Annotated in this window: 17 protein-coding genes and 1 pseudogene; all 18 read left to right on the forward strand. The window is 43.3% G+C overall.

Annotation, left to right across the window (positions count from 1 at the left end; translation table 11 throughout):
• Positions 1 to 31 precede the first annotated feature (31 nt).
• The 18 genes and pseudogenes from LPY66_RS06295 (at position 32) to LPY66_RS06380 (ending at position 18,086) form a co-directional block, all read left to right on the forward strand.
• Positions 32 to 220 (forward strand): indolepyruvate ferredoxin oxidoreductase subunit alpha, encoded by a 189-nt coding sequence (locus LPY66_RS06295; RefSeq protein ID WP_337987243.1) that lies wholly within the window; start codon positions 32 to 34, stop codon positions 218 to 220.
• A 38-nt stretch (positions 221 to 258) separates the two neighbouring features.
• On the forward strand, positions 259 to 1,452 hold the full coding sequence (gene dsrA / locus LPY66_RS06300) for a dissimilatory-type sulfite reductase subunit alpha (RefSeq protein WP_337987244.1): 1,194 nt from the start codon (positions 259 to 261) through the stop codon (positions 1,450 to 1,452).
• A 67-nt stretch (positions 1,453 to 1,519) separates the two neighbouring features.
• Complete coding sequence (gene dsrB / locus LPY66_RS06305) at positions 1,520 to 2,578, forward strand: dissimilatory-type sulfite reductase subunit beta (protein ID WP_337987245.1); 1,059 nt, start codon at positions 1,520 to 1,522, stop codon at positions 2,576 to 2,578.
• 31 nt (positions 2,579 to 2,609) lie between these two features.
• The gene (locus LPY66_RS06310) at positions 2,610 to 2,831 is read left to right on the forward strand and encodes a hypothetical protein (RefSeq protein ID WP_337987246.1); all 222 of its coding nucleotides are present in this window, start codon (positions 2,610 to 2,612) and stop codon (positions 2,829 to 2,831) included.
• A 46-nt stretch (positions 2,832 to 2,877) separates the two neighbouring features.
• On the forward strand, positions 2,878 to 3,603 hold the full coding sequence (locus tag LPY66_RS06315) for a respiratory nitrate reductase subunit gamma (protein ID WP_337987247.1): 726 nt from the start codon (positions 2,878 to 2,880) through the stop codon (positions 3,601 to 3,603).
• Positions 3,600 to 4,946 (forward strand): (Fe-S)-binding protein, encoded by a 1,347-nt coding sequence (locus tag LPY66_RS06320; protein ID WP_337987248.1) that lies wholly within the window; start codon positions 3,600 to 3,602, stop codon positions 4,944 to 4,946. Before LPY66_RS06315 ends, LPY66_RS06320 begins: the two co-directional genes overlap by 4 nt.
• A gap of 55 nt (positions 4,947 to 5,001) precedes the next feature.
• Positions 5,002 to 5,319 (forward strand): TusE/DsrC/DsvC family sulfur relay protein, encoded by a 318-nt coding sequence (locus LPY66_RS06325; protein WP_337987249.1) that lies wholly within the window; start codon positions 5,002 to 5,004, stop codon positions 5,317 to 5,319.
• 3 nt (positions 5,320 to 5,322) lie between these two features.
• Positions 5,323 to 6,759: a cobyrinate a,c-diamide synthase gene (locus LPY66_RS06330; RefSeq protein WP_337987250.1), complete on the forward strand. Its 1,437-nt coding sequence runs from the start codon at positions 5,323 to 5,325 to the stop codon at positions 6,757 to 6,759.
• A 121-nt stretch (positions 6,760 to 6,880) separates the two neighbouring features.
• Positions 6,881 to 7,819: a LysR family transcriptional regulator gene (locus tag LPY66_RS06335; protein ID WP_337987251.1), complete on the forward strand. Its 939-nt coding sequence runs from the start codon at positions 6,881 to 6,883 to the stop codon at positions 7,817 to 7,819.
• A 46-nt stretch (positions 7,820 to 7,865) separates the two neighbouring features.
• Positions 7,866 to 8,198, forward strand: a complete 333-nt coding sequence (locus tag LPY66_RS06340) for a DUF6951 family protein (protein ID WP_337987252.1) — start codon at positions 7,866 to 7,868, stop codon at positions 8,196 to 8,198.
• 75 nt (positions 8,199 to 8,273) lie between these two features.
• Complete coding sequence (locus tag LPY66_RS06345; protein ID WP_337987253.1) at positions 8,274 to 9,134, forward strand: nitrilase-related carbon-nitrogen hydrolase; 861 nt, start codon at positions 8,274 to 8,276, stop codon at positions 9,132 to 9,134.
• A gap of 87 nt (positions 9,135 to 9,221) precedes the next feature.
• Positions 9,222 to 10,139: a LysR family transcriptional regulator gene (locus LPY66_RS06350; protein ID WP_337987254.1), complete on the forward strand. Its 918-nt coding sequence runs from the start codon at positions 9,222 to 9,224 to the stop codon at positions 10,137 to 10,139.
• 372 nt (positions 10,140 to 10,511) lie between these two features.
• The gene (locus LPY66_RS06355) at positions 10,512 to 11,888 is read left to right on the forward strand and encodes an MFS transporter (protein WP_337987255.1); all 1,377 of its coding nucleotides are present in this window, start codon (positions 10,512 to 10,514) and stop codon (positions 11,886 to 11,888) included.
• A gap of 156 nt (positions 11,889 to 12,044) precedes the next feature.
• Entirely contained in the window at positions 12,045 to 13,385 is a 1,341-nt protein-coding gene (locus LPY66_RS06360) for an MFS transporter (protein WP_337987256.1), read from the forward strand.
• Positions 13,386 to 13,660: 275 nt separating this feature from the next.
• The gene (locus LPY66_RS06365; RefSeq protein ID WP_337987257.1) at positions 13,661 to 15,679 is read left to right on the forward strand and encodes an alkaline phosphatase family protein; all 2,019 of its coding nucleotides are present in this window, start codon (positions 13,661 to 13,663) and stop codon (positions 15,677 to 15,679) included.
• 155 nt (positions 15,680 to 15,834) lie between these two features.
• Positions 15,835 to 16,086, forward strand: a pseudogene (locus LPY66_RS20980) (uroporphyrinogen decarboxylase family protein); the annotation flags it as partial.
• A gap of 272 nt (positions 16,087 to 16,358) precedes the next feature.
• Positions 16,359 to 17,579 carry an FAD-dependent oxidoreductase gene (locus LPY66_RS06375; RefSeq protein ID WP_337987259.1) on the forward strand — a complete coding sequence of 407 codons (1,221 nt, stop codon included), beginning with the start codon at positions 16,359 to 16,361 and terminating at the stop codon, positions 17,577 to 17,579.
• A gap of 183 nt (positions 17,580 to 17,762) precedes the next feature.
• Positions 17,763 to 18,086: a thioredoxin family protein gene (locus LPY66_RS06380; protein ID WP_337987260.1), complete on the forward strand. Its 324-nt coding sequence runs from the start codon at positions 17,763 to 17,765 to the stop codon at positions 18,084 to 18,086.
• Positions 18,087 to 18,089: the final 3 nt, after the last annotated feature.

Here is an 18,089-nt window from a genome sequence, read left to right on the forward strand (position 1 = left end):
TGATTATGTGTATCAGTTTGGAGGTGATTTTATGTATATTGTTTCGATCAATGAAGATCTATGTTCAGGCTGCAATCAATGTGCACCGAATTGTCCGGCTAAAATACTTGGCTTTGAAGACGGAAAAGCTGTCATTACCGGTGACGACAGCGAATGCATGGGCTGTGAGTCCTGTGTCGTTGTTTGTCCGACAGAGGCAATTTCTATCATGGAAATTTAATTCAGTAAAAATTAAGAAATTGGAGGCAATACAATACCATGACAGAGAAAAAAACACCCCAAATGGATGAATTGGAAAATGGAAAATGGCCTAGTTTTGTAACGGAAATAAAAAAGGCTGCCGTAAAAAACCCTGCCGCAGAAGAACTTCTTCAACTTTTAGAGAAATCCTACGAGGATAAAATCGGCCACTGGAAACACGGAGGAATCGTCGGGGTCAGAGGGTACGGCGGCGGTGTCATCGGGCGTTATACGGACGTTCCGGAAGAATTCCCGCATTTGGCCGAATTCCATACCATGCGTTTAAGTGCACCTTCAGCCTGGTTTTACAATACCAAGACACTGCGGAGGATTTGTGATATCTGGGAAAAGCACGGAAGCGGGCTCACTAATTTCCATGGATCTACCGGAGATATTATTATGTTAGGGATGAACACGGAACATATCCAGCCTGCTTTTGACGATTTTTCTGAGGCAGGGATCGACCTTGGGGGATCCGGATCCTGTTTGAGATCACCCAGCTGTTGTGTCGGTCCTGCTCGTTGCCAGAATGCCTGCTATGATACGTTAGAAGCCTGTTACAACATCACAAATGAATATCAGGATGAACTGCATCGTCCGATGTGGCCCTATAAATTCAAATTTAAGTTTTCCGGCTGCGCGAATGATTGCACAGCCTCGATCGCCCGTTCGGACTGTTCGGTTATTGGGACGTGGAGAGATTCTATCATTATCGACCAGGAAGCTGTGAAGCAATACGCCGCGGAGGGCATGAATATTCAGGAGCGCGTCTGCGACAAATGCCCGACCCGCGCTTTGAAATTCAACCATGATACCAAAGAACTCGCTGTCATCGCGGAAGATTGCTCGCGCTGCATGCACTGCATCAATGTTATGCCGAAAGCGGTCAAACCTGGCAAGGAAAAAGGCGCAACGATTCTGCTCGGCGGAAAATCCACGATCGTACAGTCTGCATTTATGTCTTGGGTTATCGTACCATTTATGAAAATGGAAAACGAAGACGATTATGCCGAATTTAAAGACATGATGGCTCGTATTTGGGAATGGTGGGATGAAAACGGTAAAACACGTGAGCGCATCGGTGAGACTGTTTATCGTCTGGGTATGGGTAGGTTCCTGCGCGAAGTTGGTCTGCCGCCTGTTCCGCAAATGGTATTCCGCCCGCGTGCTAATCCGTACGTCTTCTGGCAAAAAGACGAGATCATTGAATAGTGTTTTTTAATGATCCGAGTCATTTGTTGCGGCTCTCGAAAATTATATGAAAAGGTGGAACTTGAAAATGGCAAAACTCGATCAAGGCCCAATAAATTATAAAGATATGCTTCCTCCGATCATTGCGGAGAATTATGGCCAATGGCAATATCATGAGATTCCCCGTCCGGGTTTGCTGAAGCATGTTGCGGAAAGCGGCGCGGAATTATACAGTGTTCGGGTCGGATCGCCACGCTTGGTAAGTCTCGATTTTGTTCGGGAAATCTGCGATATAGCGGATACTTTTTGTGACGGTTATCTCCGTTTTACCAGCCGGAATAATGTGGAGTTTCTTGTTTCCGATCCGACGAAAGTCGAGCCTCTAATTGCAGAATTAGAAGCGAAAGGATTCCCTGTCGGCGGTACTGGCGCAGCTCTCGGCAATATTGTTCACACCCAGGGATGGGTCCATTGCCATACCCCTGCGACGGACGCTTCTGGGGTCGTTAAAGCGGTCATGGATGATCTTTTTGAATATTTTGGTTCGATGAAACTTCCGTCAAAATTACGGGTCGGATTAGCTTGCTGCCTTAATATGTGCGGGGCCGCGCATTGCAGTGATCTTGCTATTGTTGGTGTCCATCGGACCGTTCCCCGGATTAATCATGAGAAGATCAGAAAGGGAACTGAGATCCCCAGTCTGGTTGCCAGCTGTCCTACCGGCGCGATTCGTCCGGATCCGAAAAATAAGAGTGTTATTGTTCACGAAGAAAAATGCATGTATTGCGGAAACTGCTATACAATGGCTCCGGGGATGGAAATCATGGATGCCAAGAATGACGGCTGCGCGATCCTGGTGGGTGGAAAAGTCTCCAACGCCCGGACAAATCCCAGTTTCTCCCGGATGGTTATCCCCTTCCTCCCCAATAATCCGCCGCGCTGGCCGGAAGTTACCGCTGCAGTTCGGAATATTGTTGAGACATGGATTGTCAACGGTCGCAAAGGAGAACGCCTGGGAGAATGGATTGAACGGATCGGCTGGGAAAAGTTCTTTACGCTTACCGGTATTCCATTCTCAGATAAGCTGATTGATGATTACATCTTCTCCAGAGAAACCTTCCGCACCTCAGCCACATTTAAGTATTAATCATGAACGCTTGGAAAGGGGGACTTTTGTCATGGAAAAAGGTCCTGCAAACCCTATTATCAAAGAAAAGGTCGTCGCTTATCTGCATACGGTTCAAATGGCTAAGAGCAAAGATGTTGCTGCCGCTATTGGGGAAAAGAAAGCAGACGTCGATCTTGCAGCGAAAGAACTGGCGATAGAAGATGTCATTGAGTATTTATATATCACCACAAGTTTTCTGGCGATTAAAGGTAAAGTCGGCACACCGGAATAGGCCTCCGGTGTGCAGGCCAAATATCTAAATTGAGAGGAAGAATGGCATGAATATCCTCTTTGGAGTGGTAATTCCATATGTTGTCATTGTTTTATTCCTGGTTGGTATGATCCTGCGCGTTATAGCCTGGTTGAAAATACCAATCCCGTTTAAACTAACGCTTTTTCCCGCTCCGAAAAACAGGGGTGGGGCTGCAGTTGATCTGGTTAAAGAAAGCGTTGGCTTCAAAACGCTGTGGAGAGGGAATAAAAATCTGTGGTTTATGTCCTGGCTATTCCATATCTCTTTAGCCTTCATCCTGATCGGTCATTTTTTTGGCATCGGTTTTTTGGGCCAGCAATTCATTCTGTTTGGTGCAAGTTCTGAAGAGAGCATGCGTTTGTCGGTTTTGTTTGGAACCTATGCCGGGGTCGCGTTATTATTAGGATTAATGCTTTTGGCCATTCGCCGCACCGCATCTCCGACCTTGCGTTTTATTTCATCGTTTGCCGATTATTTCGTCTTAGTTCTGTTACTCGGCATTGTCGGCAGCGGGATGTATATGCGGCTGTTTCATGAAATCACGTATGAGGCTGTGCAAAGTTACCTGCTCGGGCTCATCACCTTCCACCCGGTTCCATTACCGGATAATACGGCGTTTGTCTTTCATTTCACTGTTGTCCAGCTGCTTTTGCTTTATTTTCCATATTCCAAGCTTGTCCATTCCTGTGGGATTTTCTTTAGCCGCTGGTTGATTGTCAGACCGCACGAAAGACAGGTGACGTTGAAATGAGTGAGAAGGTAAGGATTCCGTACGAAACAAAAGAAAAAGACCTGAAGGATATGTTTTTGTATCCGGTAGCAGTGGAAGATCAGCCAAGGGCTGCGATCACGCTGCTTGGCGAAATGCTCAAATATAAAAGGTCGTTAAAATTGTACCTGGATGTTTGTACGCACTGTGGGGCGTGCGTGGAACAATGCCATTCTTATCTCGGGACTAAGGACCCCTACAACATGCCCGTCGCCCGTGTAGATTTGGTCCGCAGCATCTATAAGAAAGTATTTGGTCCGGGTCCATCCTTCTTAAGGGACTGGGACGGGGCGAAAGCAATAAGTCAGGAAACCATTGACCTCTGGTACACGTACTTTCATCAATGTAACCAATGCCGTCGCTGTGCAATGTTCTGCCCCAAAGGTATTGATACCGCAGAGGTGACGATAGCCATACGTGAGATTCTGGCTCATCTGGGCCTCGTCAGCAGGTTCCATGCCGGAATTGTCAAGAATATGAATAAAACGGGCAATAATATGGGCACACCGCATCCTGCCATTATGGATGGGATTGAGTTTTTGGAAGAAGAACTGAAAGAAGAAACCGGATTAGATATCCCGATTCCCATGGATCAAGAAGGTGCTGAAGTTCTCTTTAACCCCTCGTCATCCGACCTCTTTAACAATACTGACGGTTTGATGGCCGTTGCGAAAATATTCTATAAGGCGGGGGTATCCTGGACACTAAGCTCACAGATAACTGAAACAGCCAATTTCGGGTTATTCTTCCACGAACCGACATTGCGAGAGCACAGCCGTCGTTTGGTTATGGCGGGGAAAGAACTTGGTGTCAAAAGACTGGTTGCCGGTGAATGCGGTCACGGTTGGAGGACCTGGCGCATGTTCACCCAGACCCTCAATGGGCCGCTGCCCTTTCCGGTTCTGCATTTATTTGAAGAGGTTCTGGGTTATTATCGTGCTGGCAGGATCCAATTCGATAAAACAAAGAATCCGGAAGTCGTAACCTATCATGACCCGTGCAACTATGCGCGTGCCGGGGATCTGATCCAACAGCCGAGAGAACTTTTAGCTGCATGTGTTCAAAATTTCAAGGAGATGACCCCAACGGCCCAATACAGTTTTTGCTGCGGCGGCGGTTCAGGAATCCTGATGGATGAGGCGAAAGATATTCGGATGGCCTTAGGACAACCCAAAGCGGAGTGTGTCCGAAGTACCGGAGCGGAAATTCTCTGTGCACCCTGCGCGATTTGTAAAGCGCAGCTTCCCGACGTGATGAAACATCACAAGGTGGATGTCAAAGTCAAAGGTTTAAGTGATCTTTTAGGACGGGCGCTTATATTGTAGCTTCTTTATCTAGCGCTGAATAATACAATTAAATGATTTATGGAGGTAAAACATTATGGCAGAGTTAAATGTTAATGGCGTCGTTATTGCATTGGACGAAGACGGTTTTATGGAAGATGGCGATTTGTGGAATCCTGATGTAGCCCTTGCTCTGGCTCACACGGAAGAGGTTGAAGAGCTTACTGATGAACATTGGGTAATTATTAATTACTTGCGCGATTACTATCAAAAGTTTGGTGTCGCGCCAATGATCCGTAAAATTACCAAAGAGACAAAAATTGATCTGAAAAGAATATATGAGCTTTACCCAAGCGGTCCTGCTAAAGGTGCTTGTAAAGTTGCGGGACTGATGAAGCCGACTGGTTGCGTATAAACAATGAACGCCCAACATACAAAAATGGTTAATCGTCTTGTAATAGCTGCACCCCAAGGGCGGACCGGCAAAACGACAATAACCTTGGGACTTCTGCGTGCATTTCGCCGCAGGGGTCTCAAGGTTCAGCCATTTAAAAAAGGACCGGATTACATTGACCCCAGCTGGTTGTCAGCTGCCGCAGGTATGGCCTGCCGTAATCTGGACGCTTATTTTATGGAGCCGGAAACAATCTGTAAGTCAGTTTTTATGGCAAAGGATAATTGTAATTTAGCCATTATTGAAGGCGCGATGGGCTTGTATGACGGCCTTGACCTTGCCGGCAGCAGTTCTACTGCCGAGATCGCCAAAATAACCCGAACACCGGTTGTCTTAGTACTTGACGCTTCACGCATGACACGCAGTGCCGCGGCCATTGTCTTGGGGTGTCAGCATTTTGACCCTCAGGTAAATATTTGCGGCGTTATTTTAAATAAAGTTAGCAGGCTCCGCCATGAAACAATCTTAAGGGAAGCGATTGAAACTTTTTGCCATGTCCCTGTCTTAGGGGCAATCCCCAAAGATACAGGTTTAAATATTCCGGATAGACACCTTGGACTTATTACTCAGGGGGAGAGTAATGAAAGCGACCGGTTGTTGGATTACTTTGCAGATATTATCAGCATGAATGTTGACTTGGATAGTGTGTACCAAATAGCAGCTTCCCAACCTGGAGCAATCATATACGATGCCAATGACACATTACCACAAATTACTCCGATTAATGAACGTCAAAAAACGGTTAAGATCGGGGTACTAAGGGACAAGGTCTTTAGTTTTTATTACCCGGAAAATATAAACGAATTGGTCCGGTTGGGTGCGCAGATTATAGAGATTGACAGTCTTACTGAGCCTAGCTTACCGGCAGATCTGGATGCGCTTTATATTGGCGGTGGATTTCCTGAAGTATTTGCGGCTGATCTGGAAAAAAATGATGCTTTTCGCATAGCAATAAAAGAGGCTGTGGAATCATACCTGCCGGTTTATGCCGAGTGTGGTGGGCTCATGTATCTGGGACGTTCCATGACGGTTAATGAACAAACGCACAGCATGGTTGGTGCTTTACCCTTCGATGTTATAATGGAAGCAAAGCCGCAGGGTCACGGATATACTTTGCTCGAAGCTGCTGAGTCTAATCTATGGTTTGATCCCGGAACAACGATAAAAGGCCATGAATTTCATAATTCGCGTTTGATCGATTTGGATCCGGCTATAGCCTTCGCTTGCGAAGTCAAACGGGGTAATGGGATTGACGGCTTTCATGATGGCATCATCTATAAGGGCGTATTTGCTTCGTATAATCACCTGCATGCCTATGGAAATCCTCAATGGGCAAAACACTTTGTCAGTAATGCAATGAATTACCGTTCAGCTAAACATTTGCAAGAAGTATTAGGCTAGGCTTCCTACCGCTGATAGCCATTGCATTGCCGTGGTAAATTAACCTGTTATCAGGTATACTTAAAGAGAATTCAGACAAAGGAATAGCTTCTTGGGTATTATCGATAGGGGGAAGTAGGTTATGTGGGAACAGCAGTTTCTTGTATTTAAAGAGGTTGCCGAAACAAGAAATATTACCCTTGCCGCCAAACGGCTTCATATGAGTCAACCAAGCATCAGCATTCAGATCCAAAATTTGGAGAGCCAATATGGAGCCAAATTTTTGGAGCGGACAAACAAAGGGGTAACCCTTACCCATGCCGGCAAGATCTTTTATCAATATATTTGTCAGGTGATCCAAGTCATGAAAGAAGCGGGAGAGAAAATCGCTGATTTGACTGAGGATAAGCGCGGAATGATTTATATCGGAGCGACCTTAACTATCGGCGAATATTTGTTGCCGCATATTCTGGGTTACCTGTATCGAATTCGGCCCGATATCGATTTCAAGGCTAAAATTGCCAATACCGAAATCATCGCCCAAGATGTGATTGAAAAAAAGATTCACATCGGCTTAGTCGAAGGCCCTGTTCCTCAGAACCCGGAACTGGTTGTCGAAAGTTTTTGGCAGGATGAGCTCGTTGTGGTTGTACCTTATCATCATCCATGGGCTTCACGTTCGAGTGTGACGCTTACTGAGTTGTCGATGGAAAGAATGATAACTCGCGAACAGGGATCCGGGACCCGTAAGGTTATGGAAATGGCCCTGGAAGAAAGAGGGATAGATCCGGATGAACTAAATATCACCATGGAACTCGGCAGCACACAGGCAGTAAAGCAAGTTGTCTCAGCCGGACTTGGCATCACGATCATATCAGCATTGACTGTCGCTCAAGAGTGTAATCAGAAGATTTTAAAAGCGATCAGGATTCAAGGCTGCCCTTTATATCGGCCTTTAAATATTCTGACCCACGCTCAGACCTATCAGACGAAAGAGGAACGTTATTTTATTGACTTTTTGCATAACCGGGAACAGCTTACGGACATTCTCCAAGCCAATACTGCGAAGGATGAACCTTGAGCTGACCGAGTAGACGATAGAAAATATCAATAGAGGAGTGAAGAAGTTGGCTATTGGGATTATTCAATGTGGGGTCTGTGGTTTTACGCTTAACGTCGAAGCGAAGAAAGATATCAGTGAAGCAGATTCACGCAGCAAAATTATTAAATTAAAGATAACAAGCGACTGTCCGAACTTCAAGAAAATGGCCGATGAGTTGACGGAAGTTGATGCCTATAAGGAAATGTTCAATAAACTGCATACGGGAAAGGTATATGAGATATTTGCTAAATACAGCCCGCATCCCAGCTGTCCCGGAGTATCCGGAATATTGAAGACAGTGGAAGTGGAAGCAGGATTAGCCTTAGTCCAAACTGCAAGCATGAGCATATCAAAGTGAGTAAATTACTTGTAAAATGAATGCAGTTAACAAATCACATTACGATAAATGATGTTAATAAGGGGATAACGCTGCGTGGACAGGAATTGTACGATTGGACTTGTACAGATGGAAGCCATCGTAGGCCAGACCCAAGCCAATCTGGCCAAAATAATCTGTTTGGCGGAAGAAGCGGCAGGTAATGGTGTTGACATTCTTTGCTTTCCGGAGATGTCCTTGCATGGTTATTCAACAAGAGAAGCGGTAAAACTGGCCGAACCGATATCCGGGGATAATGTACGTAAAATATCAGAATGTGCGGTTCGGCTGGGAATGACCTTATTAGTTGGCATGGCTGAAGAAACAGGGAGCGGGAAACCTTATTTAACCCATATTGTGGCGTTCGCTAGTGGAGAGATCGGAGCTTATCGCAAAACGCATCTTGGCCGAAGTGAAAGTAATTATTTTACTCCTGGCCAGGAATTTCCCGTCTTCCAATCCCACGGTACTAACTTCGGGATCGGAATCTGCTGGGATTGGCATTTTCCAGAGGTAGGGACGATTTATTCCCTAAAGGGGGCCGAGGTTTTATTTGCTCCGCATGCCTCACCTAAGATTATCGGAGATAGAAAAGAAATTTGGCTGCGTTATCTACGGGCCAGGGCTTATGATAACTCCGTATACTTTGGCGCGTGTAATCTATTGGGGCAAAACGGTATGGGCCAGGAATTCCAGGGAGGTGCTCTTCTACTTAATCCCAAAGGCGAGATATTAGCCGAACAATTTAATGGTAAAGGGATTCTTACATGTGAATTAGCAGCGGAACCGATAAACTGCTTGCGCCAACGTAAAAGCAAGACGATGAAAGAACTCTTTTTTCTTGCTTATAGACAAAAAGATCTTTATAGGGAATTACTTGATTTGGAAGTATCTGAGAATAATGCTAATTTGATATAGAGAAACACTATGCTACAAGCGCAAAAAAAATTGACAAGACGATAAGAATAGTATGTTCATTATTTTATTTCACAGGAGTGATAAAACATGCGTACTGAACACTTGGAGATTCTTGTTGAATTAGCTAGAACCCAATCGATGTCCCTTGCCGGTAAATATCTTCACATTTCCCATCAGGGGATCAGCAGTTCGATTGCCCGTTTAGAGGATGAACTGGGAGTGACCCTTTTAACTCGGACTAAAAATGGCGTCTTTCTAACGGAAGCCGGGCAAGAATACGTTGATTTGATGAATCAATTTTTGATTGAGTTAGCTGCCTTGAAACAAAAAACAACCAAAAGGCAGCATGAAAAACCTAGCGACTTGGAAGGCTTTCTGACAATATATAATACCCATCCTTTTAACATTGAAATCCTGCCAAATACCATTTTAGGTTTTTGCAGAAAATACCCTAAGATAAAACTAATCAGCAGGGAAGTGCACACGACTCAAGTTATTAAAGCAGTTGAGGATGGTGATTCAGAAATTGGTTTAGTTATGCTGCTTGAGGGGACAAATAATGAACTCGCAGAGAAGACCTCATTGAAATTCGAAAAACTTTTTATTAACCCAATCTATGGGTTGGTGTCAAAAGATTTAGCGATCTCATCAAGAAAATCGGTGTCCTTTAAAGAATTGCTAAAATACCCGCTCGTTGCTTTTTTGGATTCCAGGAATATCGTCATCAAACATATTTTGTCAAACCCTGATATTTACGGAAAACCAAAAGTTGTTCTCGATTCGGATGATACGAAAACCCGAAGTAAGATTATTTCTGAGGGTGGTGCAGTGGGGTTTACTAATAAATACGCCTTGAGCATGCGAGATGAATTTCCTGAGAATGTTGTTGCGATTCCAATAAATGATAAATTGAATTTTGTCTGTGGTTATATTCGAAATGTCCAATATGATTTAACACTTGCAGCCGAGGCATTTATTGAATTTCTTAAGACGAATATTAAATAGTTTTCTTCGGACGTTAAATTGAAGTAAGCACGCGTTTTGAAATAAGGAATCACTTTTGGGAGAGTTTAGATTTAGGTAACTCCTAAAAGAATTCCTTTTTATTATGAAAAAAAGCATGCCAAGTAATACAAAAAATAGTTGAAACAGTAAGCAATATAATGTTGTAACAGTGGCATTTTTTTGTTTCTGGACGAAAGCAGGACAAATAACCATAATGTAACCATCAAGACTGTTTTGGTTTTATTATGCGACATGGCAAGAGCGGAAAGGAGGATTCAGCGGAGCTTTATCATGTCACAAAAGACAAGGTCTCAGTGGTGATTATTTACCCTGAAACAAAAACAGAGACAGGAATTATAGGGAGGTTTATTTATGGAGCAAAGAGTTAAAACCGGAGCGACTATTTCTTATGGACTCATTTTATTTGCATGGGGACTCCTCTTTTCCATGAATACAGCGTTTTGGGCGTACTTCATGACAGATATACAGAAGATGCCTACGATTTTGATGGCTAAAACCTTGCTTGTAGCGAATGTTGTAGACTTTTGTATGGTTATTGTTGCTAGTATCCTGTTGCAAAAACTTTATCCGAAAGTAAAGTATAGTACATGGCTGTTGGTAGGACCGATCGTTGTAGCTGTTGGTTTTGCCGTGATGTTTGCCCCTGTTGGCGACATCTCTGTGACGGCTAAAGCAATCCTGTTTGGCGGTGCTTACTGTATTCAAGCGGGATTCCAGAATATCGCCTTTGGTGCTGTAAACACAATGGTTCCGCTTATGGGGAAACATCCACTTGACAGGGCTGCTTTCTCGGCAAGAAAAGCTGTCGGCACCAACGCGGGAAAATTAGTATATGGTGTTATCACCGTGCCGATGATCATGGCGATCAACGGTGGAGTAAAGGCTTCGGCGAATGGTTATTTTGCCATTGTTATTCTTTATGGAATCGTCTTTATTGCTGCCAATTATTTGATGTATCGCTATTCCAGAGAGGCTGATATCGCCTTGGCTTCGGAGTATATTAAAAGCGATAAAAAATCAGAACCGCTGCTTGAGTTGTTTAAAATATTCTTTACGAACAGACATCTTCTAGGAATCATAATTGGTGACATCGTCCGCATCCTGGCTCAGTTTATTACCTGGGGTCTCGGTGTATACTACTTCATGTACGTACTGAAAAGTATGCCGTTATTTGCAGTTTTTCTTACGACGGTCAGTGTCGCAGGGCTTTTAGGTTCGATTGTCGGAGAGATCCTCGCCCGGAGGTTCGATAAACGGTATGTTTATGCAGCAGGTTTAGCCATTTTGTTCTTGGCGCATTTAACGAACTTCGTCTTATTCCCAAAGGTTGCCGTTACTTTTATGGCTGTGTTGGATGTTGGATATTTCGGAATGGCGATCGCCAACGCCTGTGCTATTGCGATCACGTCTGAAGCCGCACTTTATTCCGAACTAAAAACAGGTAAGGAAGTTAAAGGGTTCCTCATGACGATGGCTATTCTTGTTCCGAAGGTTTCTAATATTATCAGTGGCTCTGTGCTTGGATTTGGTCTGGCTGCTATCGGTTATGTTGCCAAAACGCCGATGACCGCTGAACAGCTGGTTGGATTGAACAAACTGATAAATTTCATTCCGGCAGCATTCTTGGCAGTGGGTATTATCGCGATCCTTACACTGAATAAACTATCTACAGCCAAAGTAAATGAAATGCAAGTAAAGATGGCCGAAAAAAATAATATATCCGCCTGATTTTAATGTCTTATTGTAGCATGGACAGATAGGATTGAGGCCTATCTGTCCGCGGCTTTCTCTTTGTTTTGAATCGTATTCTTGAGATTATTAATGTTGTTCTTTGCCAATAGGAAAGTAATTGCTAAACAGGATATGAAGGGAGCTTGTGTTATTATGGCTTCAGTAATTAGCGGTGGCCCAGGCTATTTTGACGGAATGAAATTAGGAAAAACGCATAAAAGGTTCTTATGGCTGGCAGCTATCGTCTATATTTTCGATCAAGCAGACAATGCTACGTTTATGTATGCAGCACCATCGTTAATGAAGGTCTTGCATATTACGCCGCAACAGATTGCGAATATTAATTCAATGAACTTTTTCGGTATGTTTTTAGGTGCAATCTTCGGTGGTTGGCTTTCGGATAAGATCGGACGCAAAAGAGCAATCATGACGACGGTGACGATTTTTTCTGTGGGGTCTTTTCTGAACGCTGTAGTTTCAACATATCATTTGATTGCTGCAGCGCGGTTGATTACCGGCTTCGGAGTCATAGCGACAGTCGTCATCGCCATGGTATATATCGCTGAAATGATGCCGTCGGAAAACAGGGGCAAATATCAAGGTATTACCATTGCATCAGGTTCAATCAGCCTTCCCCTGCTTGGTTCATTTGCTGCTTGGATTATCCCCAAAGGTCCAGATAACTGGCGAATCATCTTTTTAGTTGGATCCCTTGGAATATTTCTATTAATCCTTATTCATTTCTGGTTTAAGGAGTCCCCACGCTGGCTGCTGTCTAAAGGCAGAGCCAAAGAAGCGGAAGCACTGGTTGAAGAGATTAGCGGACGCAGACTTGATTTGAGTGAAGAATATAAGAAAATTCCTAAGAAAGGAAGTAATGCCGAAGCATTAAGAGTAATGCTCAGCAAAGAGTATTTTCGCCGGACTTTTGTCCTTTTCTTTTTAACGTTTGGCATTAGTGGCGGATCAATATTTCTGACTAATTTTTACACGACTGCCCTGACGATGGGCGGTATGGCGATGACGACGGTCTTGACCGTTACAGCTTTATCGTTTTGGGGAATTCCTGTCGGCGATTATACATCATCCTTTTTTAGCGACCGTGGCGGTCGTAAAATGCCGATCTTCATCTTTGCCCTTATTGAAGTCGTTACTTTCTTTGTTGCCGGGGCAACTTTCTTGCCAGGAGTAATTGTGATTGCCCTGTTCATTCAAAAAATCTTCGGAGCGGGCGCAACCACGATGGTATGGACCTATCTTGCGGAATCATTCCCGACGAATGTACGGAATAACGTTGTCGGATTTATCTTTGGGACTGTCCGCTTATTAGTATCCGGAATACAGTTAACTCTTCCAACGCTGTATTTGACATTGGGGTGGTTTGGTATGAATGCAGCCAATGGTGCTGTCATTCTTATTTGCGCACTGATTGCCTTGGTCTGGGGCGAAAGAACGAGCAAAAAATCTTTGGAAGAGTTAAACCGTCAAGTATAAACACAGCATAAGTATCTGTTAATCATATCCCTTTCTTCATATATTAGGTTGCCTGCGCAAACAAAGAGGCAACCTAATCTTTTTATGTGTCCGGAATAGATATTATCCAATATGTAAAATGCAGCTTTTTTGTTGCTCTGTTTTCCTGCAAGACGTACAGCTTTTTGTTTCTGGACGTAAAAAAAAAGCGCGCGCTATAATTTAACTGTATTATTCTAGGATATACTTTTTTCTCGTCTAAGGGTACCACATGAAAGTTATAAGGAGGCAAAGGAATGAAAAGAGAAGCTTTAGCTAAAAAACTTTTGGTTTTGGGGATAGACGGAATGGATCCCCGATTCACAAAAGTAATGCTGGAAAAAAACAAAATGCCGAATCTGAAGAAAATCATTGAAAAGGGATCTGCAAGAGAAGACCTTACCATGCTCGGTGGACATCCAACGATTACTCCTCCGATGTGGACAACGCTATCTACCGGTGCATATCCATGTACGCACGGAATTACCTGCTTTTTCCGTCAGACGGATGAAGGTTTGGATTTACTGGAGTACAATTTGGATTCAACAAAATGTCATGCTGAAGCGTTGTGGAATGTTTTTGCCGAAGCAGGTAAAAAAACCCTGGTTTGGCATTGGCCCGGTTCTTCCTGGCCTCCGACTTCTGACAGCCCGAATCTCCATGTTGTTGACGGTACAAGTCCTGGCAGCGTCAATATGTCGATTGCCCATCTCGAAGGAGAAATCGTCTTAGTCGCCAGTCCGAATGTTGAAGAACCGTTATTCAGGGCTAAAGCTGCATGTGATACCAATGTTCCATGCGTTATAACGGATGCGGAAGTCAGCAATGCCAAAGGAAAAGATGATATGGCTCAGATTGATTCCCCTGTAATGAAAAACTTGATTGTTTTCCCTGAAGATGGTAAAGAAGGCGGAACCGACGCGCCGTTTGATGCTGCTGTTTCACCGATCATTGATCCTAAAGGATGGGAAAATGCTCCGGAAGGCGCGAAAGAGTTTTATGCGATGTTTGCCGGCGGCTTAATTCGTAGACCATGCCTGCTTTTGAAAAACGATGCCGGTGTCTATGATCGTATTGCCTTGTATAAGAGCAAGAAAGATAAAGAACCGATTGTGGTTGCTGCAAAAGGGCAATATGTTCGCGATATATTTGATGAAGGCATAAATAGACAAGGGACAAGATGTAAGGTCAATAGAAATCTGAGAGTGTTGGAATTAAAAGAAGACGGATCTTACGTGAAAATTTGGTTTTCCGCTGCAATGGAATCAGAAAATGATTCTTTATGGCATCCCAAAGAGCTGTATAAAAAAGTAACCCAAAATGTTGGTTACCCTACACCGACTTCCATGGTTGGCGGAGCAGACAGACAGTTAATCCACGACTGCATGTTTGAAAGCTGGAACGCCACAGGTGATTGGCAATCAGCTTCCATCAACTACCTAATTGAAGAAGAAAAGTATGATGTTGTTTTCTCCCATTTCCATAATATCGATTTGCAAAGCCATATGGTCGCCGCCTTCTTGAAAGATGGTCACGGAAATTTGAAACCGGAAGACTATGTCGGATTCTATGAAGATATGTATTTACAAACCGATGAATATTTAAGCAAATTTATGTACTTATTAGACGAAGGTTGGACTATTTTCATCGTCAGTGACCATGCTTTGGTCTGCGCTGAGAATAAGTCTCCATATTTGGGCGATCCGACCGGAATTAGCGTTGGTTTCATGCGGGATTTGGGCCTGACTGCTGTGAAAACAGATGAGAACGGAAATCTTTTGCACGAAATCGACTGGGAGAATACAAAAGCAATCGCCCAGAGAGCTAATCACATCTATGTCAATCTTAAAGGCCGTGATAAGAATGGTATCATTGATCCTAAAGATAAATATCAGGTCGAAGAAGAGATTATGACAGCGTTATATGGCTATAAACATCCGGAAACAGGACAGCGCGTTATCGCTCTGGCGCTTCGTAATAAAGATGCTTATATCCTCGGAATGGGCGGTCCTGAGTGCGGCGATATCATCTACTTCAAAGCGGAAGGCTACACATATGACCATGGTGATAATCTATCTACCTGCTATGGCGTGCAAAATACGTCGGTTTCACCGATCTTTATCGCAGCAGGACCTGGGATCAAAGAGAACTATGTTACCGACCGTATTGTCCGTGAGGTAGATCTTGCGCCGACAATGGCGGTTCTGGGCGGCGTTCGTATGCCGAAACAATGCGAAGGAGCTCCGGTATATCAAATCTTAACTGAAGAGTTCTAAAAACAAATTATAAACACTTATTACAATAAATGTTTAGATGAAAATGACTTCAAAGATGACACCGATTGGAAGAAGTTGATAATAGGTGTTTGGTATCAAAAAATACCAAACACCTATTATGTTACTTTGCCATTAAAACAAAGGGGGAAGTTGATATGCTTACAAAAAAACAAAATTTGTTGGAGACAATGAAAAGAGATGGTAAGCCAGATCGTTTTGTTATTCAATTTGAATTTATGGAGGTCCTTTTTGATACTCCGTGGGGACTTACCCTGGCACCGTGAGAAATAGGAAAAGATGGGTGGGAGGTAACATTCAGCTACCCTAAAGATCAGATTGGTTCTTTCCCGCTTCATGATCAAGAGCACAAGGTCCTGAAAGATATCACCAAATGGCGAAAACATGTGTACGATGCTGTCACCAAAGAAATTGATAGAATGAGCAGAGAAATGTATTAATGATATCTAACAGATTATGATTTTGTTATAGAATATTTTTATTACAGTAATTTAAAAACGTAATTTTACAGAGGGTTTTAAATAATTTAAAATTAAATGTGACATTATGATGAGATTCGTTTTTGACCATATCCAACATATATAACGAAGGTAAATCGCGGGTTCAGATTATTGATCGGCAAATGATTGGTTCTCAAACGATAGAAGGGTAGGGTAAAACTTTGACGAATATTTATGATCTGTTAATTATTGGCGGCGGTCCAGCCGGACTTTCAGCAGCAATATACGGGGGTAGGGCAAAACTTAAAACGATTGTTGTCAATAAAGGCGAAGTTGGCGGATTGGTCAATACCACCAGAGAAATTGTCAATTATCCAGGTTATATCGAAGTAAGCGGACCTGATCTCATGAAGGATTTTAAAAAACATGCGGAGTCCTTTGGCGTGGAATTCTTAAAGGATCAAGTAATCGCAGCAGATTTAGCTCAAGAACAAAAAGTAATTAGAACTAAAAAAGGGAAAGAACTGGTTGCTAAAGCTGTCATTATCGCCTGCGGAAGTGAGCCGAGGCTCCTGAATATCCCTGGCGAGACTAGGCTCAGGGGGATGGGCGTAGCTTATTGCGCTACGTGTGATGCCGAATTTTTTGAAGGTGAGGATGTTGTTGTTGTCGGCAGTGGTGACCAAGCCATTGAAGAAGGTATCTACATCACGAAATTCGCACGGAAAGTAACCGTCATCGTATTGCACGATGAAGGGATATTGGACTGCAATAAAGTAAGCGCTGATAAAGCCTTTAATAATGAAAAGATGGACTTTGTGTGGAATTCTACCATTGAGGAAGTCTTAGGAGAAGAAAATGTTGAAGGGATAAAAATTAAAAATATTAAAACAGGGGATTCTTCCACATTAACATGTCAGGGAGTGTTTTTCTTTGTCGGTATGATTCCTTCAACGGGATTTTTGAAGAATACCGACATGGAAATGGATAAAAGGGGGTATATCCCGGTTAATGATCTTATGGAGACGAATATTGAAGGCATATACGCGGTTGGGGATAATCGCGTAAAGTATTTGCGGCAAGTAGTCACGGCAGCGGGCGATGGCGCTGCAGCAGCCGTTGCTGCTGAACGATACATTGAAGAAATGGATGATTTTAATAAAAACGTGCTCCAAAGCGAGGATAAAGTATTATTATTATTCTTCAATGCGTTCAATAATGAGAGCTTGGATTTCAGCACGTTGCTCGAGGATGTCAATAAGGAATACAGCAGTCCGTATCGGATCGTTAAGGTAGATACCGCGACTAAAAAAATGCTTGCGCAGAAATATGAAATAAGAGAGGTACCGGCAGCCCTGATTATGGATAAGGGGATCAAAATCAAAGAAATAACATGCACGATGGATAGAGAAGAGCTGAAGCTGCAGTTATCGGCTAACTAGTACAACGTTTTTGAAATAACTACATATAAGAATATCTCAATCATTTACTTCAAATTAGGTCTGCGTGCCACAGTTCCGGCGACAAGCGGGAGCATGGATTGCGTAGCGCAACGGTCCATGAATGGACCTAAGTTAAAATTCGCCATGGAGGGCAAAAGAATTTTGAGAAAAGAGGAGAAAAGGATGTCACTGCAAAAATTAGATTCTGTAAGTTTTGAAGAAATTATTTATGATAACGGAGATCCTTGTTTGGTTATATTTTCCAGGAAAAGCTGTCATGTGTGTCAAGGTGTTGTACCAGTGTTGGAAGAGCTAGAGCCCAAATACCGAGGGAAATTTGCTTTCTATTACGTCGATATTGAAGATAATCCGCCATTATTTCAGAGATTTTCTCTCAAAGGAGTCCCTCAGATACTGTTCTTCAATGAGGGTGAATATGCTGGGAAATTAGCCGGAAAAGTAGAAGATGACCAAGTGGAGGAAAAGATAGAGGAGATCATCGGTTAAAAA

Origin of the sequence: Dehalobacter sp. DCM (genome assembly GCF_024972775.1) — a bacterium.
Lineage (GTDB): Bacteria > Bacillota > Desulfitobacteriia > Desulfitobacteriales > Syntrophobotulaceae > Dehalobacter.